Source organism: Streptomyces sp. NPDC002994, assembly GCF_040611155.1.
Classification (GTDB): domain Bacteria; phylum Actinomycetota; class Actinomycetes; order Streptomycetales; family Streptomycetaceae; genus Streptomyces.
Map to the genome: position 1 here is coordinate 43,703 of NZ_JBEXNQ010000002.1, position 20,510 is coordinate 64,212.

18 protein-coding genes are annotated in these 20,510 nt (G+C 69.8%); 3 read left to right on the forward strand and 15 right to left on the reverse strand.

Annotation, left to right across the window (positions count from 1 at the left end):
• Positions 1–139: 139 nt before the first annotated feature.
• Both ABZX79_RS02130 and ABZX79_RS02135 read left to right on the forward strand, forming a co-directional pair.
• On the forward strand, positions 140–922 hold the full coding sequence (locus ABZX79_RS02130; RefSeq protein WP_355250187.1) for a peptidylprolyl isomerase: 783 nt from the start codon (positions 140–142) through the stop codon (positions 920–922).
• Positions 923–1,065: 143 nt separating this feature from the next.
• Positions 1,066–2,295: a DUF349 domain-containing protein gene (locus ABZX79_RS02135; RefSeq protein ID WP_355250190.1), complete on the forward strand. Its 1,230-nt coding sequence runs from the start codon at positions 1,066–1,068 to the stop codon at positions 2,293–2,295.
• A gap of 84 nt (positions 2,296–2,379) precedes the next feature.
• Here the strand turns inward: ABZX79_RS02135 and ABZX79_RS02140 are convergent, their stop codons facing one another.
• From ABZX79_RS02140 to pgsA, 15 genes are all read right to left on the reverse strand, one after another.
• Positions 2,380–5,052: a RelA/SpoT family protein gene (locus ABZX79_RS02140; RefSeq protein ID WP_355250193.1), complete on the reverse strand. Its 2,673-nt coding sequence runs from the start codon at positions 5,050–5,052 to the stop codon at positions 2,380–2,382.
• Positions 5,053–5,171: 119 nt separating this feature from the next.
• Positions 5,172–5,714: an adenine phosphoribosyltransferase gene (locus ABZX79_RS02145; protein WP_355250196.1), complete on the reverse strand. Its 543-nt coding sequence runs from the start codon at positions 5,712–5,714 to the stop codon at positions 5,172–5,174.
• Positions 5,711–6,841 carry a protein translocase subunit SecF gene (gene secF / locus ABZX79_RS02150; RefSeq protein WP_355250199.1) on the reverse strand — a complete coding sequence of 377 codons (1,131 nt, stop codon included), beginning with the start codon at positions 6,839–6,841 and terminating at the stop codon, positions 5,711–5,713. The genes ABZX79_RS02145 and secF overlap by 4 nt, the downstream gene beginning before the upstream one ends.
• A gap of 1 nt (position 6,842) precedes the next feature.
• Positions 6,843–8,588, reverse strand: coding sequence for a protein translocase subunit SecD (gene secD, locus ABZX79_RS02155; RefSeq protein ID WP_355250202.1), 1,746 nt, complete (start codon positions 8,586–8,588; stop codon positions 6,843–6,845).
• A gap of 144 nt (positions 8,589–8,732) precedes the next feature.
• Positions 8,733–9,224, reverse strand: a complete 492-nt coding sequence (gene yajC, locus ABZX79_RS02160; protein ID WP_355250204.1) for a preprotein translocase subunit YajC — start codon at positions 9,222–9,224, stop codon at positions 8,733–8,735.
• 174 nt (positions 9,225–9,398) lie between these two features.
• Complete coding sequence (ruvB, locus tag ABZX79_RS02165) at positions 9,399–10,466, reverse strand: Holliday junction branch migration DNA helicase RuvB (RefSeq protein ID WP_355250206.1); 1,068 nt, start codon at positions 10,464–10,466, stop codon at positions 9,399–9,401.
• 16 nt (positions 10,467–10,482) lie between these two features.
• Positions 10,483–11,112, reverse strand: a complete 630-nt coding sequence (ruvA, locus tag ABZX79_RS02170) for a Holliday junction branch migration protein RuvA (RefSeq protein WP_355250208.1) — start codon at positions 11,110–11,112, stop codon at positions 10,483–10,485.
• Positions 11,109–11,654: a crossover junction endodeoxyribonuclease RuvC gene (gene ruvC / locus ABZX79_RS02175; protein WP_355250210.1), complete on the reverse strand. Its 546-nt coding sequence runs from the start codon at positions 11,652–11,654 to the stop codon at positions 11,109–11,111. Before ruvC ends, ruvA begins: the two co-directional genes overlap by 4 nt.
• A gap of 123 nt (positions 11,655–11,777) precedes the next feature.
• Positions 11,778–12,533: a YebC/PmpR family DNA-binding transcriptional regulator gene (locus tag ABZX79_RS02180; protein ID WP_355250213.1), complete on the reverse strand. Its 756-nt coding sequence runs from the start codon at positions 12,531–12,533 to the stop codon at positions 11,778–11,780.
• Between the two features lie 63 nt (positions 12,534–12,596).
• Positions 12,597–13,190: a pyridoxal 5'-phosphate synthase glutaminase subunit PdxT gene (pdxT, locus tag ABZX79_RS02185; protein WP_355250216.1), complete on the reverse strand. Its 594-nt coding sequence runs from the start codon at positions 13,188–13,190 to the stop codon at positions 12,597–12,599.
• Positions 13,191–13,195: 5 nt separating this feature from the next.
• The gene (gene pdxS, locus ABZX79_RS02190) at positions 13,196–14,104 is read right to left on the reverse strand and encodes a pyridoxal 5'-phosphate synthase lyase subunit PdxS (RefSeq protein WP_214976643.1); all 909 of its coding nucleotides are present in this window, start codon (positions 14,102–14,104) and stop codon (positions 13,196–13,198) included.
• Between the two features lie 121 nt (positions 14,105–14,225).
• Entirely contained in the window at positions 14,226–14,774 is a 549-nt protein-coding gene (locus ABZX79_RS02195; RefSeq protein WP_355250219.1) for a hypothetical protein, read from the reverse strand.
• Between the two features lie 477 nt (positions 14,775–15,251).
• Complete coding sequence (locus ABZX79_RS02200; RefSeq protein ID WP_355250222.1) at positions 15,252–16,418, reverse strand: glycosyltransferase family 4 protein; 1,167 nt, start codon at positions 16,416–16,418, stop codon at positions 15,252–15,254.
• Positions 16,415–17,326, reverse strand: a complete 912-nt coding sequence (locus tag ABZX79_RS02205) for a phosphatidylinositol mannoside acyltransferase (protein WP_355250225.1) — start codon at positions 17,324–17,326, stop codon at positions 16,415–16,417. The genes ABZX79_RS02200 and ABZX79_RS02205 overlap by 4 nt, the downstream gene beginning before the upstream one ends.
• Positions 17,323–17,985, reverse strand: a complete 663-nt coding sequence (gene pgsA, locus ABZX79_RS02210) for a phosphatidylinositol phosphate synthase (RefSeq protein ID WP_355250228.1) — start codon at positions 17,983–17,985, stop codon at positions 17,323–17,325. Before pgsA ends, ABZX79_RS02205 begins: the two co-directional genes overlap by 4 nt.
• A gap of 267 nt (positions 17,986–18,252) precedes the next feature.
• On the opposite strand from pgsA, the gene ABZX79_RS02215 reads away from it, so the two are divergent.
• Positions 18,253–20,454, forward strand: a complete 2,202-nt coding sequence (locus tag ABZX79_RS02215) for an elongation factor G-like protein EF-G2 (RefSeq protein WP_355250231.1) — start codon at positions 18,253–18,255, stop codon at positions 20,452–20,454.
• The last annotated feature ends 56 nt before the right edge of the window (positions 20,455–20,510 follow it).

Here is a 20,510-nt window from a genome sequence, read left to right on the forward strand (position 1 = left end):
GGCGGGAGGTTGCTGGATTGATTCGCAACAGGTCAGAGCCTACCGGCGCCGCTCAACCCACAGCGAACCCATATACGGTACGGGCAAGCTCGGCTCGGCCGGACAGCAGTGACAGACGAGACGTACGAGGAGAACACCGGTGGTCAGCAGCGATCAGCGGCGGCGGCAGCTCGCCCGGGAAAAGTTCGAACGCCAGCAGCAGCGCCGCGCCGAGAACCGGCGCAAGGCGCGCCGCCGCAACACCGTGATCGCCTCGACGCTCGCCGTGGTGCTCGCGGCGGGAGCGACGGCGTACGCGACGGGCGCGCTGAGCGGCGGCGACACGAAGGACAGCAAGGCCGCGCCGCCGGCCGATCCCTGTGCCAAGCCCGCCGCGGGATCGGTCAAGAAGCTGTCGTACAAGAAGGAGCCCGCGCTCACCATCGACAAGTCCGCGTCGTACACGATGAAGCTGCGGACCACCTGCGGTGACATCACGCTCGGCCTGGACGCGGCGAAGGCCCCGCGCACGGTGAACTCGTTCAACTTCCTCGCGGGCAAGGGCTACTTCGACCACACGAAGTGCCACCGGCTGACGACGAGCGGCATCTACGTCCTGCAGTGCGGCGACCCGACCGCGCAGGGCTCGGGTACGCCCGGCTACAAGCTCCCCGACGAGAACCTGAAGGACCCGAAGCTCAAGGGCGGCGTCTACCCGGCGGGCACGGTCGCGATGGCGAACGCGGGACCGGGGACCGGCGGCAGTCAGTTCTTCCTCGTCTACCAGGACAGCAAGTTGCCGCCCAACTACACACCGTTCGGAACCATCAAGGGTGGTCAGGACGTGTTGAAGAAGATCGCTGACGCGGGTGAGGCGAGCGGTCAGGGCGACGGGGCGCCCAAGGCCACCGTCGTGATCGACAAGGCGACCGTCACCAAGTAAATCCGGAAGTGCGGGATGCGGACAGCCGCCCTGCCGTTCGCCTATGTTGGCGGTGTGCAGGGCGTCTGTGGCCCCGCGAAAGAAACTGTGGACGATGCCCAGGGGTGAACAGCCCTTCGCGGGCGTCATGTGGAGGAGGCGCTGTGAGCAGCGACCCGTGGGGCCGTGTCGACGAGACCGGCACCGTGTACGTGCGTACGGCCGATGGCGAGAAGGTCGTCGGATCCTGGCAGGCGGGCTCTCCCGAGGAGGCCCTGGCCTACTTCGAGCGCAAGTACGAGGGCCTGGTTGTCGAGATCGGCCTCCTCGAGCGGCGGGTGAAGACCACCGACCTGTCGGCCAAGGACGCCCAGGCCGCGATCGGCCATCTGCGGCAGCAGGTCGACGAGCACCACGCCGTCGGTGACCTCGACGCGCTGAGCAAGCGCCTCGACGCGCTGGTCGCGACGGTCGAGGCGCGCCGCGAGGAGCGCAAGGCCGAGAAGGCGAAGCAGACCGACGAGGCGAAGCACGCCAAGGAGGCGCTGGTCGTCGAGGCCGAGGAGCTCGCCCAGAGCGAGCAGTGGCGGTCGGCCGGTGAGCGGCTGCGGGCGCTCGTGGACATCTGGAAGGGCCTGCCCAGGCTCGACCGGAAGTCCGACGACGAGTTGTGGCACCGCTTCTCGCACGCCCGCTCGGCGTTCTCCAAGCGGCGCAAGGCTCACTTCGCCTCGCTGGACGCTCAGCGCGAGGAGGCCCGCAAGGCCAAGGAGAAGCTGGTCGCGGAGGCGGAGAGCCTTTCGGGCTCCACCGACTGGGCCGCGACGGCCGCGCGCTACCGCGACCTGATGACCGAGTGGAAGGCCGCCGGCCGCGCCCAGCGCGAGGCCGAGGAAGACCTGTGGAACCGCTTCCGCGGCGCCCAGGACGTGTTCTTCGCGGCGCGCAGCGAGGTCTTCGCGGAGCGGGACGCGGAGCAGTCCGAGAACCTCAAGCTCAAGGAGGAGCTCGCGGCCGAGGCCGAGAAGCTGGTGCCGGTGAAGGATCTGAAGGCGGCCAGGGCCGCGTTCCGTTCCCTCAACGAGCGCTGGGAGGCCATCGGCCACGTGCCGCGCGACGCCCGCCCGAAGGTCGAGGGCCGGATGCACGCGGTGGAGAAGGCGCTCCAGGAGACCGAGGAGAACGAGTGGCGCCGTACGAACCCTGAGGCGCGCGCCCGCGCCGCGGGTCTGACGGGCCAGCTCCAGGACGCGGTCGACAAGCTGCGCTCGCAGATCGACACGGCGCGTGCGGCGGGCAACAACGCCAAGGCGGACAAGCTCGCGCGCGAGCTGGAAGGCCGGCAGGCGCTGCTGGACCAGGCGCTGAAGGGCCTCCAGGAGTTCGGCGGCTGACTGCCTGTGCGTGCAGCGGCCCCGGTACACATCTGTACCGGGGCCGTTTGTCGTATGCGGCGGCGGCTTAGCCGCAAAGAGCGGCTACGGCCGGCGGGCCGAGGTGACGCGGTAGACGTCGTACACGCCCTCCACGCCGCGCACCGCCTTCAGGACGTGCCCCAGGTGCTTGGGGTCGCCCATCTCGAAGGTGAAGCGTGAGGTGGCCACCCGGTCGCGGGACGTCTGGACGGCCGCGGACAGGATGTTGACGTGCTGGTCGGACAGGACGCGGGTGACGTCCGACAGCAGCCGGGACCGGTCCAGTGCCTCGACCTGGATGGCGACCAGGAAGACCGAGGACTGGGTGGGGGCCCACTCGACGTCGAGGATGCGCTCCGGCTCCTTCGACAGCGAGTCGACGTTGACGCAGTCGGCGCGGTGCACCGATACGCCGCTGCCGCGCGTGACGAAGCCGATGATCGGGTCGCCGGGCACGGGCGTACAGCAGCGGGCCAGCTTGACCCACACGTCGTCGACGCCCTTGACCACGACGCCCGGGTCGGTGTTCGAGCGGCGTTTGCCGCGGCCGCGTGAGGGCGGCGCGCTCTCGGCGATGTCCTCGGTGGCTGCCTCTTCGCCGCCGAGCGCCTGCACCAGCTTCTGGACGATGCTCTGGGCCGTGACGTGGCCCTCGCCGATCGCGGCGTACAGCGAGGAGATGTCGCTGTAGCGCATCTCGTGCGCGAGCGTGACGAGGGAGTCGCCGGTGAGGATGCGCTGGATCGGCAGGTTCTGCTTGCGCATGGCCCGCGCGATGGCGTCCTTGCCCTGCTCTATGGCCTCGTCGCGGCGCTCCTTGGAGAACCAGGCGCGGATCTTGTTGCGGGCGCGCGGCGACTTGACGAAGCCGAGCCAGTCGCGGGAGGGTCCGGCCCCGGCCGCCTTGGAGGTGAAGACCTCCACCAGGTCGCCGTTGTCGAGGGTCGATTCGAGCGGTACGAGCCGCCCGTTGACCCGCGCTCCTATGGTCCGGTGGCCGACCTCCGTGTGGACGGCGTACGCGAAGTCGACGGGTGTCGCACCGGCCGGCAGCGCTATGACGTCGCCCTTGGGCGTGAAGACGAAGACCTCGTTGCGGGACAGGTCGAAGCGCAGGGACTCCAGGAACTCGCTGGGGTCCTCGGTCTCCTTCTGCCAGTCCAGAAGCTGCCGGAGCCACGCCATGTCGTTGACGGTGTCCTGGCCGCGCCCGGTGTGCTTGGGGATGTCGGTACGGACCTTGGAGGCGCCGGCGACGGCTTCCTGCTTGTACTTCCAGTGCGCGGCGATGCCGTACTCGGCGCGGCGGTGCATGTCGAACGTACGGATCTGCAGTTCGACGGGCTTGCCGCTGGGGCCGATGACCGTCGTATGCAGCGACTGGTACATGTTGAACTTCGGCATCGCGATGTAGTCCTTGAACCGGCCGGGGACCGGATTCCATCGCGCGTGGACGGTGCCGAGTGCGGCGTAACAGTCGCGGACCGTGTCGACCAGTACCCGAATGCCCACCAGGTCGTAGATCTCCGCGAAGTCACGGCCGCGGACGATCATCTTCTGGTAGACGCTGTAGTAGTGCTTCGGCCGGCCGGTGACGGTGGCCTTGATGCGGGCGGCGCGCAGGTCGGACTGGACCTCGTCGGTCACTATGGCGAGGTATTCGTCGCGCTTGGGCGCGCGCTCGGCGACGAGGCGCACGATCTCGTCGTACATCTTGGGGTAGAGGATCGCGAAGGCGAGGTCCTCCAGCTCCCACTTGATCGTGTTCATGCCCAGGCGGTGAGCCAGGGGCGCGTAGATCTCAAGCGTCTCGCGGGCCTTCTTCTCCTGCTTCTCCCGCTTGAGGTAGCGCATGGTGCGCATGTTGTGCAGGCGGTCGGCGAGCTTGATGACCAGGACGCGGGGGTCCTTGGCCATGGCGACGACCATCTTGCGTACGGTCTCGGCCTGCGCGGCCTCGCCGAACTTGACCTTGTCGAGCTTGGTGACGCCGTCGACCAGGAGAGCGACCTGGTCGCCGAAGTCGCGGCGCAGGGTGTCCAGGCCGTACTCGGTGTCCTCGACGGTGTCGTGCAGCAGCCCCGCCATCAGCGTCGCCGGGTCCATGCCGAGCTCGGCGAGGATCGTCGTCACGGCGAGCGGGTGCGTGATGTACGGGTCGCCGCTCTTGCGCTTCTGGCCACGGTGCCAGCGCTCGGCGACCTGGTAGGCGCGCTCGATCTGGCGCAGCGTCGACGTCTCGATCTTCGGGTCGTTGCTGCGCACGGCGCGCAGCAGCGGTTCGAGGACCGGGTTGTACGGGCTGGAGCGCTGTACGCCCAGCCGGGCGAGCCTGGCCCGTACCCGGTTGGAAGAGCCGCCGGTGGTGCGCGGGGTGGAGCCCTGGACCGGCTTGGGCGCGGAAACGGGGGGCGGCGTCGAGCCCGTGGTCTGGCCGCCGGCCCGCTCGGGGGCGGTCTTCGGCTTGCCGGTGGGCTCGGGGTTCTTGGCGGGGGCGCCGCTCTTCGCGCCGGTGGCCGGCGGGCCGCTCGCGTGGATGCCGCTGTTCGGCGGGGCCGGCGGGCTCGCCGCGGGCGTGGCCGGGCTCGCCGCGGCCTTGGCGGCCTGCTGCCGCTGGTCGGGCTGCGCGGCTGCGGCGTCCCCCGGACGGGAGCTGGGGGAGAGTGGCTGGGCCTCGTCTGGCAAGAGCGCTCCTCGTGCGGGTCCGGGTCCCCCGGTCAGGCCCGGAAAGCCCATGGTAACGATGCCTGGCTTCTGGTTGCCCCCGGGCCTGTTACCTGAGCCAACGCGAAAGGCGGGTCCCGCAATTCCTGCGGGCCCCGCCTCTCACGTACAGCCGTGCTGGTCAGACCCCGTCAGACTGTGATCAGGGCATCCAGCGGAGCACCCCTGAGCGCCGGTTCCAGACGGCCGCGGCCGCCCAGGAATCCGAGCTCCATGAGCACCGCTACCCCGGCGACCTGGGCTCCGGCCCGCCGGATGAGCTCCAGCGAGGCCTCGGCGGTGCCGCCGGTGGCGAGGACGTCGTCGATGACGATGACACGGTCGCCGTCGGCCAGGTCTTCGGCGTGGATCTCGATCTCGGCGGTGCCGTACTCCAGCTCGTACGCCTGCGAAAGCGTCGCACCCGGCAGCTTCCCCGCCTTGCGTACGGGGATGAAGCCGAGGCCGGCGCGGACCGCGACGGGCGCGGCCAGGATGAAGCCGCGCGCCTCCAGACCGACGATCTTCGTGGCGCCGCAGCGTACGCACAGCTCCGCGAGGGCGTCGGTCAGCGCCGTGAACGCCACCGGGTCCGCGAGCAGCGGGGTGATGTCCTTGAACATCACACCGGGCTTCGGATAGTCCGGTACGTCGCGGATGCGGCTGAGCAGGAGCTCCTGCGTGGTGGTGGTCATCGCCGCTTGCCCGAAGGCCTGCCGCGGCCACCGCTGCCGCCACGGGGCCGGCCGACGACCGCCCCGGCGGGCGCCGAGTCGTCCCCGGCGTGGTGCTGCGCCTCGTCGGAGCCGTCGGAGCCGACAGAGCCATCGGCGTTCTGCCACTCGCCCTTGGCCATCTCGGCAGCCCGCCTGGCGAGCACGCGCTTCTTCAGGGCCTTCATCTGCGGGTCGCGTTCCTTCAGGTCGGCGACGAGCGGAGTGGCGATGAAGATCGAGGAGTAAGCACCGGCGGCCAGGCCGACGAACAGCGACAGCGAGATGTCGTTGAGCATGCCCGCGCCCAGCACACCGCCACCGATGAACAGCAGGCCCGCCACCGGGAGCAGCGCGACGACCGTGGTGTTGATGGAACGCACCAGGGTGCCGTTGAGGCTGCGGTTGGCGATCTCGCTGTACGTCCAGCGCGTCTGCTTCGTGATGTCCTTCGACCCCTCCTTGAGACCGTCGAAGACGACGACGGTGTCGTAGAGGGAGTAACCAAGGATCGTCAGCAGACCGATCACGGTGCCCGGTGTGACCTCGAAACCGACCAGTGCGTACACACCGACGGTGATCGTGAGGTCGTGGATCAGGGCGATGAGGGCGGCCACGGCCATGCGCCATTCGAAGGCGATGGCGAGGTAGATGACCACGAGGACCATGAAGATCGCGAGGCCGGTCCAGGCCTTGTTGGCGATCTGCTCGCCCCAGCTGGGGCCGACCAGCTCGGAGGTGATGTCGTCCGGGGCGACACCGAGGTCCTTCGCGAGCTCGTCCTTGACCGGATTCGCGGTCTGGGTGTCCAGACCACTGAGCTGGATACGCATGCCGCCGTTACCGAGCTCCTGGACGATCGCCTCGTGCCCGGACGCCTTCTCGGCTTCTTCCTGTACGTGGGCGACGGAGACGTTCGTCTTGGCCGTCGTGAAGACGGCGCCGCCCTCGAACTCGATGCCCATGACCAGGCCCCGCACCGCCAGGCCGACGATGGCCGTGATGGTGATCAGGATCGAGAGGCCGTACCAGAACTTCCGCTTGCCGACGAAGTCGTAACCGACCTCACCGTTGTAGAGGCGGGCGCCGAGACTGCCGAGTCGGGACATCTCAGGCCTCCTTCGGGTCGATGGGGGCGGAGACGCGACGGGTACGGCGCAGCGGGGGCTGTACGCCGAGCCGCTTCGGGTCCAGACCGGACCAGGGGTGACCCTGGCCGAAGAACTTCGTGCGCGCCAGCAGCGTCATCAGCGGCTTGGTGAAGAGGAACACCACGACGACGTCGAGCAGGGTGGTCAGGCCGAGCGTGAAGGCGAAGCCCTGGACCTTGCCGACGGTCACGACGAACAGCACCGCGGCGGCGAGGAACGACACGAAGTCGGACACCAGGATCGTGCGCCGGGCGCGCGGCCAGGCACGCTCCACGGCGGGCTTGAGCGTACGACCCTCGCGGATCTCGTCACGGATGCGTTCGAAGTACACGATGAACGAGTCCGCGGTGATGCCGATGGCGACGATCGCACCACACACCGCGGGGAGGTTCAGCGCGAAGCCGATGCCCGGGCCGAGCAGCGTCATGATCGTGTACGTCAGGATCGCCGAGACGATGAGGCTGACGATGGCGACGAACGCCAGGCCGCGGTAGTACGCGAGCAGGTAGATGACGACCAGCGCGAGACCGATCGCACCGGCGATCAGGCCGGCCTTGAGCTGCTCGCCGCCGAGCGCGGAGGTGACCGTGGTGACGGTCTCCTCGCTGAAGGTGAGCGGCAGCGCGCCGTACGAAAGGATGTTGGCCAGGTCCTGGGCCGACTCCTGGGTGAAGCTGCCGGAGATCTCGGCGTTGGCGCTCAGGGTCTCGTTGACCGTGGGGGCCGAGACGACCTCGCCGTCGAGGACGATGGCGAACTGGTTCTGCGGCATCTGCTGCTGTGACAGCTTGCTGGTGATCTTCTGGAACTTCTTGGAGCCGGCGTCGGTGAACTCCATGTTCACTTTCCAGCCGCCGCCGCGCTGGGTGTCCAGGGTGGCGCTGGCGTCGTCGACATCCTTGCCGTTGACCTCGGCCGGGCCCAGGATGTACTTCTCCCACTGGCCCGCGTTGTTCTTGCCGCAGGCGACCATCGGGTCCTCGGGCTTGACGCCCCGGTTGGCCTGGACGCGGTCGGTCTTCTTGGTGCAGTCGAGAGCCGCGAACTTCTTCTCCAGCGCGGAGGTCGCGGGATCGGCCGACGGCGGGGCCGACGGCTTCCCGGTCTCGTCCGGACTCTTGGAAGCGCTGCCCGTGGGCGTCGGCGTCGGGGCCTTCTTGAGCCCGTCCGTCACGGCGCGGCCCTGGGTGGTGGCACTGGCCGACGGCGTCGCGGTCGGCGTGGACTTGTCGTCCTTGCCGTCCTTGCCGCTCGTCGAGGCCTTCGGGGAGGGCGTGGCGTCGGGGATCGGGGTGCCGGCGGTGTACGTGACTACCGGCCGGAAGTAGAGCTGAGCGGTGGTGCCGACCTGCTCCCGGGCCTGCTTCTCGTTCGTCCCCTTGGGGATGTTGACGATGATGTTCTTCTCGCCCTGAGTCTGAACCTCAGCCTCGGAAACGCCCAGACCGTTGACACGGCGGTCGATGATGCCGACCGCGGTGTCCATGTTGGTCTTGTTGATGGCGTTCGGCTTGCCGGGCTCCGGCCTGGCCTCAAGCGTGATGCTCGTGCCGCCGGCGAGGTCGATGCCCAGACGCGGCGTGAGCTCACCGGTCGCGAACATCCCGCTGGTGAGCGCGACCATGGCGATCACGATCAGAGCCAGGGCGCGCCCTGGCCTGCCCGGAGCCCCCGCGGGCCTGCGGCCCTTCTTCGGTGCTGCCACCTTCTCGTTTCTCCCTGTCCAACCGCCCCCGCGCCGGGTGAGCGCCAAGGCGGCCACGAAGTATGTGGGGCCCAGCCCCGCGGAAGTCGACACGATCCGGGGACCGGGGTACGCCGGTGGGCGCGCCGCGGTCCCCCTACGTGACTACTTCGCGTCGCTCTCGCCGTCGGTCTTCTTGTCCTTCGGCTCGTCGCCGGCCGCGGCGGTGACGTCCTCGGCCTTGTCGGCCTTGTCAGCCTCGGGCTTCTTGCCGAGGTCGATGCGGGCGGCGTCCACGTCGGAGTCCGTGTCCGTGTCCGTCAGCGACGAGGCGTCGTCGGGAACGACCGGAGCGTCGACCGCAAGGTCGGCACTCTCGCCGTGGACGATGCGGTTGTACTCCTCGTCGTCGAGGACGGCACCGACGGAGTTCTTGGCGTAGACGGCGTGCACGCCGGGCGCGACCTCGAGGAGGATCGTGTCGTCGTTGACTTCCTTGACGGTGGCGTACATCCCCCCGATCGTCCGGATGCCGGTGCCGGGCTGCATTTCGTTGCGCATCTGCGCAGCCGCCTGCTGCTTCTTCTTGGCGGACCGGGTCATCAGGAACATGGCCCCGATGAGCACGATGAAGGGGAGGAAGGTCAAGATATCCACGGGACGAAATTCCTTCGCACGACCGCGCTGGGAGGCGGCCTGATCTACGGGGGTGGGCACGCCGACCCTGGAAGGACGGCATCGGCGGAGTCTAAGCGAGTCCGCATCAATGGAACAACGCCCAGCATCGCACCGCGGTTCCTGACGGGGCGACCTTCCGCGCCGTCACGTCCGTCACGTCCCGAATAGACCCCGTTGTCCGTTTCCTCCGTTACCCTGCTGCGGCGGTACGAGGCCGAGGTGCGCCCAGGCGGCGGGCGTGGCCACCCGGCCCCTCGGCGTACGGGCCAGCAGACCTTCCCTTACGAGGAACGGCTCGGCCACCTCTTCGACCGTCTCCCGCTCCTCCCCCACGGCCACCGCGAGCGTGGAAAGACCCACGGGTCCGCCGCCGAACAGCTTGAGCAGTGCGCCCAGCACGGCCCGGTCGAGCCGGTCGAGGCCGCGGGCGTCGACCTCGTACACCTTGAGGGCCGCGGCGGCGATGTCACGGTTGATGACGCCGTCGGCCTTGACCTGGGCGTAGTCCCGGACGCGGCGCAGCAGGCGATTGGCGATACGGGGCGTACCGCGCGAGCGCCCGGCGATCTCCGCGGCGCCCTGCACGTCTATCTCCAGGTCGAGGAGGCGCGCGGAGCGGTGGATGACCCGCTCCAGCTCGGCGGGCTCGTAGAACTCCATGTGGCCGGTGAAGCCGAAGCGGTCGCGCAGCGGGGGCGGCAGCAGGCCGGCCCTGGTGGTGGCGCCGACCAGGGTGAAGGGGGGCAGCTCCAGCGGGATGGCGGTGGCGCCGGGCCCCTTGCCGACGATGACATCGACCCGGAAGTCCTCCATCGCCATGTAGAGCATCTCTTCCGCCGGGCGTGACATCCGGTGGATCTCGTCGAGAAAGAGGACCTCGCCCTCCTGGAGGGAGGAGAGGATCGCGGCGAGGTCGCCGGCGTGCTGGATGGCGGGGCCCGAGGTGATGCGGATCGGGGCGTTCATCTCGGCCGCGATGATCATCGAGAGGGTGGTCTTGCCGAGCCCGGGGGCACCGGACAGCAGCACGTGGTCGGCGGTGGCACCACGGGCGCGGGCCGCCTTCAGGACCAGGTCGAGCTGCTCGCGAACCTTCTCCTGGCCCACGAACTCATCCAGGTCCTTGGGGCGCAGTGCGGCGTCGACGGCCTGGTCCTCGCCGTCGGCGCCGGAGTCGACCAGCCGCTGGTCGGTGTCGGGTCCGGTCTCGTCCCAGTTCATGTGCGGATCTCTCGAATCAGCGGGCGCGGTTGAGGGTCTGGAGCGCGGCGCGCAGCAATTGCGGTACGGGCGGCTGGCTGCCCCCGGCAAGGGCCGCTTCTGCCTGCGGGGTCACCGCGGCGACCGCGTCCTCGGCCTCGCGCGACGCGTACCCGAGGCCGATGAGCGCGGCCTGCAGCTGCTCGCCCCACGGCGCGGGCCCCGACGCGACGCGCTGGGCGCCGACGTGACCGCCGGTGCCGAGCGGCTCACCGAGGCGGCCCTTGAGCTCGAGGAGCAGCTTCTGGGCGCCCTTCTTGCCGATGCCGGGGACGGCGGTGAGCGCCTTCTCGTCACCGGTGGAGACCGCCAGGCGCAGCGCGTCCGGCGAGTGCACGGCGAGCATGGCCTGGGCGAGCCGGGGGCCCACGCCGCTGGCGGTCTGGAGCAGCTCGAAGACCTGCCGCTCGTCGTCGTCGGCGAAGCCGTAGAGGGTCAGCGAGTCCTCCCGTACGACCAGGGAGGTCGCGAGCTTCGCGTCCTGGCCCAGGCGCAGGGTGGACAGGGTGTTCGGCGTGCACTGCACGGCCATGCCGATGCCGCCGACCTCGATGACCGCCGTGGTGGGGGCGAGTGCGGCCACCGGGCCGCTGACGAACGCGATCATCGCGTGACCTTCCGTACAGGGATGCGGGGCGTGCGGGCCGCGGCGTGCGCCTGCTGGAGGCGGTTGACCGCGGGGGCGCGCCAGATGTGGCAGATGGCGAGCGCGAGGGCGTCGGCGGCGTCGGCCGGTTTGGGCGGGGCGTCCAGCCGCAGCAGCCGGGTCACCATGGCGCCGACCTGGTCCTTCTCGGCCCGGCCGTTGCCGGTGACCGCCGCTTTGACCTCACTGGGCGTATGCAGGGCGACGGGCAGTCCGCGGCGGGCGGCGCACAGCATGGCGACCGCGCTGGCCTGGGCCGTACCCATGACCGTACGGACGTTGTGCTGACTGAACACCCGCTCCACGGCCACGAATTGGGGCTGATGCTCGTCAAGCCATTCCTCGATGCCGCGCTCGATGGCGACCAGACGCTCCCCCAACTCGGCGTCCGACGGCGTACGTACGACTCCGACCCCGAGCATTTTCAGGGGCCGGCCCGCGACACCTTCGACGACGCCGACGCCGCACCGGGTCAGCCCCGGGTCCACGCCCAGTACGCGCATCGCGTCCCGCCCCCTCACTCTTTCGACTGATCAGCACAGTAGCCGCTGGCTCTGACAACGCACGGACGGGCCGCCGGGAGCGTGTCCCGTCGGCCCGTCCGTTACTACGTACTGATCAAAAGCTCAGGCCGCGTCGACCTTCTCCATGACCTCGTCCGAGACGTCGAAGTTGGCGAAGACGTTCTGTACGTCGTCGCTGTCCTCCAGCGCGTCGATCAGCTTGAAGATCTTCCGCGCGCCTTCCTCGTCCAGCTCGACCTGCATGGTCGGGACGAAGTTGGCGTCCGCCGAGTCGTAGTCGATGCCGGCGTCCTGCAGCGCGGTGCGGACCGCGACCAGGTCGGTGGCTTCACTCAGGACCTCGAAGGACTCACCGAGGTCGTTGACCTCCTCGGCGCCCGCCTCCAGGACGGCGTCCAGAACCGTGTCCTCGGACAACTCGCCCTTGGGGACGATGACGACGCCCTTGCGGTTGAAGAGGTACGACACGGAACCCGGGTCGGCCATCGAACCGCCGTTGCGGGTCATGGCGACGCGTACGTCGGAGGCGGCGCGGTTGCGGTTGTCGGTGAGGCACTCGATGAGCACCGCGACACCGTTCGGGCCGTAGCCTTCGTACATGATCGTCTGGTAGTCGACGCCGCCCGCCTCAAGACCGCCGCCGCGCTTGACCGCGGAGTCGATGTTCTTGTTGGGGACGGAGCTCTTCTTTGCCTTCTGGATGGCGTCGACGAGCGTCGGGTTGCCCTCGGGGTCGATACCGCCGGTGCGGGCCGCGACCTCGATGTTCTTGATCAGCTTCGCGAAGAGCTTGCCGCGCTTGGCATCGATCACGGCCTTCTTGTGCTTCGTCGTAGCCCATTTAGAGTGGCCGGACATCCGCCTGTCTCCTTCGCGTCACCAAATACTGCTGCGTTCGGCAGAGATCCTACCGGGATCCCGTCAGCCTACGGCGCGCACCATCTCTGTGAAGAGCTCGTGCACCCGGTGGTCGCCCGTCAGTTCGGGGTGGAACGACGTGGCGAGGGCGTTGCCCTGACGTACGGCGACGATGTGGCCGTCGTGCTCGGCGAGCACCTCGACGCGGGCGCCGACCGACTCGACCCACGGGGCGCGGATGAAGACGCCCTCGACGGGACCGTCCGCTATGCCCGCGACCTCGACCCCCGCCTCGAACGACTCGTTCTGTCGTCCGAAGGCGTTGCGGCGCACGATCATGTCGATGCCACCGAAAGTCTCCTGGCCCGAACGCGGGTCCAGGATCTTGTCGGCGAGCATGATCAGGCCGGCGCAGGTGCCGTAGACCGGCATGCCGTCCTTGATCCGCTCACGCAGCGGCTCGTGCATGCCGAAGAGCGTGGCCAGCTTGGACATGGTGGTGGACTCGCCACCGGGAATGACCAGGCCGTCGACCTCTGCGAGTTCCTCGGGGCGCCGGACCGGCCTGGCCGTGGCGTCCGCCACGGCCAGGGCGACCAGGTGCTCCCGTACGTCGCCCTGGAGAGCCAGGACTCCGATCACGGGGTTGCTCATCACCGGGACTACCAGCCGCGGTTGGCGTAGCGCTCGGACTCGGGGAGGGTGTCGCAGTTGATGCCGACCATGGCCTCGCCCAGGTTCCGCGACGCGTCCGCGATGATCTTCGGGTCGTCGTAGAAGGTGGTGGCCTTCACGATCGCGGCGGCGCGGGCGGCCGGGTCGCCGGACTTGAAGATGCCGGAGCCGACGAAGACGCCCTCGGCGCCGAGCTGGCGCATCAGCGCGGCGTCGGCGGGGGTGGCGACGCCACCGGCGGAGAACAGCACGACCGGAAGCTTTCCGAGCTCGGCGACCTCCTTGACGATCTCGTACGGGGCGCGGAGCTCCTTGGCGGCGGCGTACAGCTCGTTGTTGTCGTAGCCGCGCAGCTTGGCGATCTCGTTCTTGATCTGGCGCAGGTGACGCACGGCCTCGACGACGTTGCCGGTGCCGGCCTCGCCCTTCGAGCGGATCATGGCCGCGCCCTCGGCGATACGGCGCAGGGCCTCACCCAGGTTGGTGGCGCCACAGACGAAGGGGGTGGTGAACGCCCACTTGTCCGAGTGGTTGACCTCGTCGGCCGGGGTCAGCACCTCGGACTCGTCGATGTAGTCGACACCGAGGGACTGCAGGATCTGCGCCTCGACGAAGTGGCCGATGCGGGACTTCGCCATGACCGGGATCGAGACGGCCTCGATGATCTCTTCGATCATGTTGGGGTCGGACATCCGGGCCACGCCGCCGTCCTTGCGGATGTCGGCGGGCACCCGCTCCAGCGCCATGACGGCAACGGCGCCCGCGTCCTCGGCGATCTTCGCCTGCTCGGCGTTGACGACGTCCATGATCACGCCGCCCTTGAGCTGCTCCGCCATGCCGCGCTTCACGCGTGCGGTGCCGGTCTCGGGGGCCTGGAAGTTGCTGGTGCTGGACACGGATGGACCTCACTCGAAGGAAAGAAGGTTTTTGCTCTCTCCGAGAGAACATCGCCCGACCAGTCCACCGCAAGTGCCAATGTGTAGCCGGTGGATCGTTCTACTGGCCACCGGGGCGTCTTTACTGGCTGCCGGGGCGGTCGGCCAGCGCCACAGGAGGTGCGTCGTCCATCTCGAATGCCAGCGGGAACGGTGCGTGGCCCGCAAGCCGGAACCACCTGACCTTGCGGTGGCGGCGCAGGGCGCGGGCGGCGCGTACGGAGTCGTTGTGGAAACGCCGGGCCATCGGGACGCGCCGTACGGCAGCCGCCAGCTCCTCCGCGGCCTCCTCGCCGCCGGGCGCCTCCTTGACCGCGTCCACCTGCGCCACCTCCCCGAAGACCGCCCGCAGCGCCTGGCTGAGCTCGCTCTCGGCGACCTCCCGGTGGTCCTCCTCGGCCTGTCGGGCGGCGTGCGCGGCCTGGTACAGCAGGATCGAAGCGGCGGGGTCGAGCACACCGGAGGTCGCCAGCTCCTGGGTGACCGACGCGCGGCGCAGCAGCTGGGCGTCGAGCGCGGCGCGGGAAGCGTCGATACGGGCGTGCAGGCGGTCCAGCCGGCCCGCGGTCCAGCTGAGGTACAGCCCGATCGCGAAGAGGGCTACGACGATCCAGATGAGGGTTACGGTCACGGGCGGCCACGTTACCCGGGCGGTGCGGGGCCCTTTGGGGGTGCCGGGGGCGTGCCGCTCCGGGGGCGGTGTTCGGGACTGCATGATTTAGCCGCCCAGCAGCGCCCTTTGTACGAAGCCCACTCCCTGCGCACAAATCACGCTCTACGTCCCGAACACCACCCCCTGCGCGCCCCGCCCCCTCCCGCCGGTGGACAGCCTGCGGGTCGTTCCCGGCTCGGGGCGGGGTACTGCCGTCGGCCACGGCACCAGGAGGCCCGCGACCCGGCCACCGGTGGCCCAGCAACGGTCGTGACTGGTACCCCACGACGACGGGAGGGGGCCGGGACCGTAGGGAGCGGTGTTCGGGACGTAAAGCGTGATTTGTGGGCAGGACGCCGGAGAGGCTTTCAGGCACCGCTGCTCCGCGCCTAAATCGTGCAGTCCCGAATGCCGTTCCCGTAGGGCCCGGCACCCGGCACCATCGCTACCGCACAGTCAGTCCCGGTCGCGGGCCAGCCCGAAACGTGCCCGCAGGCCGACCCGCTCATCCGTGTCCACCGACGCCGCCCCGTCCGTCACCGTCTCGTACACCGACAGGATGTCCGCCGCCACCGTCGACCAGTCGAAACGCCGTACGTGCGCCGAGCCCCGCAGCCGCAGCTCCACCAGCCGCTCCGGGTCCCCCAGCAGCCGCACCGCCGCCGAGGCGAGCGCGTCCGCGTCCTCGTTGGCGAAGAGCTCGCCCGCCGCCCCCTGGTCCAGTACCTGCGCGAACGCGTCCAGGTCGCTCGCCAGCACCGCCGCGCCCGCCGACATCGCCTCGACGAGGATGATGCCGAAGCTCTCGCCACCGGTGTTCGGGGCGACGTACAGGTCGACACTGCGCAGCAGCCGCGCCTTGTCCTCGTCGCTCACCATGCCGAGGAACTCGACGCGGTCGCGCATCTCCTTGGGGAGGGATGCGACCGCTTCCTGCTCGTCGCCCCGGCCCGCGACCAGCAGCCGGGTGTCCGGGCGCTCGGCCAGGATCTTCGGCAGGGCACGCATCAGGACGGGCAGGCCCTTGCGCGGCTCGTCGATGCGGCCGATGAAGCCGATGGTGTTGCCCTGCCAGTCCGCCTCGGGCTCGGCCTTCGCGAAGAAGTCGACATCGACGCCGTTGGGGATGACGACCGCGTCCCCGCCGAGGTGCTCGACCAGCGTGCGCCGCGCGTACTCGCTCACCGCGATACGCGCGCTGATCTTCTCCAGCGCGGGCTGCAGGATCGGGTACGCCGCGATCATCGCCCGGGACTTCGGGTTGGAGGTGTGGAAGGTGGCGACGATCGGCCCCTGCGCGGCCCAGCACGCGAGCAGCCCGAGCGACGGCGAGGTCGGCTCATGGATGTGGATCACGTCGAACCTGCCGTCGTGCAGCCAGCGCCGCACCCGCGCGGCCGACAGGAAGCCGAAGTTGAGGCGCGCGACCGAGCCGTTGTACGGCACGGGCACAGCCCGGCCGGCGGACACGACGTACGGCGGCAGCGGTGTCTCGTCGTCCGAGGGGGCCAGGACGGAGACCTCGTGCCCGAGCCGGATCAGGTGCTCGGCCAGGTCACGGATGTGGAACTGGACGCCACCCGGCACGTCCCACGAGTACGGGCAGACAATGCCGATCTTCACGAGCTCTCCTGACGCGGCTCGAGGTCGTCGAGCCACAGCCGTTGCAGCATGTGCCAGTCCTGGGGGTGGTCGGCGATCCCGGTGGCGAAGGCGTCCGCCAGCGCCTGCGTCATGACCGACGTCTTCTCGGCCTTGGTCCCTGTATCCGGTACGTCGACGGGCGGGTGGACCCGCCCGCTCATCACCGGTGAATCGTCGTACCAGAGGGTCACGGGCAGCAGCAGCGCCCCGGTCTGCTGTGCCAGCAGTGCGGGCCCGCTGGGCATGCGCGCCGTATCGCCGAAGAACTTCACCTCGGTGCCGGACGCGGACAGGTCGCGGTCGGCGACCAGGCAGACGAGGCCGCCGGCCCGCAGCCGCCGCGCGAGAGTCCCGAAGGCGCTGCCGCCCTCGTGCGGCAGGACCTCCATCCCGAGGCCCTCCCGGTACGCGACGAACCGGTCGTACAGCGTCTCGGGCTTGAGCCGCTCCGCGACCGTGGTGAAGGGAATCTCCAGCTTGGTGGTGACCCAGGCGCCCGCGAGATCCCAGTTCGCGAGGTGCGGCAGTGCGAGGATGACGCCCCGCCCGGAGGCGATCACGTCCGTGAGGCGGTCTATGTCCTCGATCTGGACGCCGTTCTTCACGCGCTCCGGGCTCCACGCGGGCAGCCGGAAGGACTCCATCCAGTAGCGCATGTACGAGCGCATGCCGGCCTTGGACAGCTCGGCGAGGCGCTCGGGGCCCGCGTCCGGCACGACCCGGGCGAGGTTGGACTCCAGCCGCAGCACACTCGCGCCGCGCCGCTTCCAGACCGTGTCGGCGATCGTGCGCCCGAGGGCGACGGACACCGGTTCCGGCAGCCTTTTGACCGTGCCCCAGCCGAGGCCGTACAGCGTGTCCGTCAGCCGTTCCCTGGCGCCGCTCACGACGTGGCCTCGCTCCCCGGCGCGCCGGCGGCGTCCGCCTCCGCCGCTTCCCTGCGTACGGTGACGACCCGCTGCCCGAGTGTCACCAGGCTGCCGACTGCCACGACCCACAGGGCGATCGGCAGCAGTACGTCGATGCCGGGCACCCCGAAGTTGTGCAGTCCGGCCAGTCCGGCGGCGACGAGCGTGATGACGAGCCGTTCGGCGCGCTCCACCAGGCCGTTGACCGCGACCGGCAGGCCGATCGCCTCGCCGCGCGCCTTGGTGTACGAGACGACCTGGCCACTGGCCAGGCAGAAGATGGCGACGGCGCACAGGATGTTGTCGTCGCCTGTGCCCGCGTACCAGAGCGCGATGCCCCCGAAGACGGCCGAGTCGGCGACCCGGTCGAGCGTCGAGTCCAGGAACGCGCCCCAGCGGCTCGAAACCCCCGCCTGCCGCGCCATATTGCCGTCGACGAGGTCGGAGAAGACGAAGAGCGTGATGACGATCGTGCCCCAGAAGAACTCTCCCCGGGGGAAGAAGACCAGCGCACCCGCCATCACTCCGGCCGTGCCGATGAGCGTCACCGCGTCGGGGCTCACCCCACGGCGGAGGAGAAACGCGGCGAACGGTGTGAGGACACGCGTAAAGAATGCACGCGCGTACTTGTTCAGCATGGCCTTCCCGAGGGTTCGGTGGCCGTGTGGCCCCTATGGCTACCGGCTGGCCCATCGTAGCGACGATGGTCCCGGGAGACCGCCGGGGCATCGCCGGGCCGTCACAGGGCCTCCTGGCGCCTCTCGATCGCGTACTACGTATGGACGTGCCGTGGCGCGAGTGGAAAGCTCGAAAGACCGCGGGCGTCACTGGTGTCGCCTCGCCACTGCGGCTCCCACATGTCCGCGCCCCCTCTCCTCACCGTGCTCGAACTGGGAGGCAGAATCATGGGCGACAAGACACATTCACACCCCGGGGCCGCCGGCAGGGCAGTAGCGGCCGACCGGCCCTCGTCCGTACGCAACGTCGTGCTGGTCGGCCACAGCGGATCCGGAAAGACCACCCTGGCCGAGGCCCTCACGCTGGCAGCTGGAGCGGTCAACAGGGCGGGCCGCGTCGAGGACGGCACGACCGTCTGCGACTACGACGAGATCGAGCACCGGCAGCAGCGTTCGGTGCAGCTGTCGCTGGCCCCCGTCGAATGGGGCGGCGTAAAGATCAATCTGATCGACACCCCCGGATACGCCGACTTCGTCGGGGAACTCCGGGCCGGTCTGCGGGCGGCGGACGCCGCCCTCTTCGTCGTCTCGGCATCGGACGGAGTGGACGGCTCGACCCGGATGGTGTGGGAGGAGTGCGCCGCGGTCGGCATGCCGCGGGCGATCGTCTTCACCCACCTCGAAGCGGCCAGGTCCGACTTCGACGAGATGACCCGGGTCTGCGCGCAGACCTTCGGCGGCGACGACCCCGACGCCGTACTGCCGCTGTATCTGCCGCTGTACGGCCCCAAGGGACCCGACGGGCACGCCCCGGTGAAAGGGCTCGTCGGCCTGCTGTCGCAACGGATCTTCGACTACTCCTCCGGCGAGCGGAAGGACACACCGCCGGACGGGGAGCAGCTGCCCCGGATCGCCGAGGCGCGCGACCGGCTGATCGAGGGGATCATCGCCGAGAGCGAGGACGAGACCCTCATGGACCGCTATCTCGGCGGCGAGGAGATCGACTACAAGACGCTCGTCGACGACCTGGAACGAGCCGTCGCGCGCGGCACCTTCCATCCGGTACTCGCCGCCGCGCCGGCGGCGGAAGGCACCCGCGAGGGCATCGGCACGATCGAGCTGCTGGAGCTGATCACCGGCGGTTTCCCGACGCCTGCCGAGCGCGAGGCGCCGGTGGTCACGACCCCCGACGGCAGGCCCCGCCCGGCGGTCACCTGCGACCCCGACGGGCCGCTGGTCGCCGAGGTCGTCAAGACGGCGTCCGACCCGTACGTCGGGCGGGTCAGCCTGGTGCGGGTCTTCTCCGGGACCCTGCGGCCCGACGAGACGGTGCACGTGTCGGGGCACGGCCTGACGGACCGGGGCCATGAGGACCACGATGTGGACGAGCGGATCGGCGCACTGTCGTCCCCGTTCGGCAAGCACCAGCGCACCCTGAACCGCTGCATCGCGGGTGACATCGCCAGCGTCGCGAAGCTGATGCGCGCGGAGACCGGGGACACCCTGTCCGCGAAGGACGACCCGCTGCTGATGGAACCGTGGACCATGCCCGACCCGCTGCTGCCGCTCGCCATCCAGGCGCACAGCAAGGCGGACGAGGACAAGCTCTCCCAGGGGCTGGCCCGGTTGGTCGCCGAGGACCCGACGATGCGCCTGGAGCAGAACCAGGACACCCGCCAGCTGGTGCTGTGGTGCCTGGGCGAGGCACACCGCGACGTGGCGCTGGAGCGGCTGCGCAGCCGGTACGGGGTGCGGGTGGACGTCGTACCCCACAAGGTGTCGCTGCGCGAGACGTTCGGCGCCGGCACGGTCGGCCGCGGGCGGCATGTGAAGCAGTCCGGCGGCCACGGCCAGTACGCGATCTGCGAGATCGAGGTGGAGCCGCTGCCGCCGGGCAGCGGCATCGAGTTCGTCGACAAGGTGGTGGGCGGCGCGGTACCCCGCCAGTTCATCCCGTCCGTCGAGAAGGGTGTACGCGCCCAGGCGGCACGTGGAGTGGCCGCCGGCTACCCGCTCGTGGACGTACGGGTCACGCTGCTCGACGGAAAGGCACACTCGGTCGACTCCTCCGACGCGGCGTTCCAGACGGCGGGCGCCCTGGCGCTGCGCGAGGCCGCCGCCGAGGCGAAGATCCACCTCCTGGAGCCGGTCGCCGAGGTGCTGGTGCTGGTGCCCGACCAGTACGTCGGGCCGGTGATGAGCGACCTGTCGGGACGGCGGGGCCGGGTGGTCGGAACCGAGCAGGCGGGCGGGCAGGGGCGCACGCTCGTGCGGGCCGAGGTTCCGGAGATCGAACTCGGCCGGTACGCCCTGGACCTGCGGTCGGTATCGCACGGCACCGGACGGTTCAGCCGCTCGTACGCCCGCCACGAACCGATGCCGCCTCAGCTGGCGGGCAAGATTCGCGAACAGGCAGAAAAGGGAACATAGGCCCATAGTTGACCAGCCGCCCGCCCAATTCTCTTGCGGCGGGCGGCATTTCACTG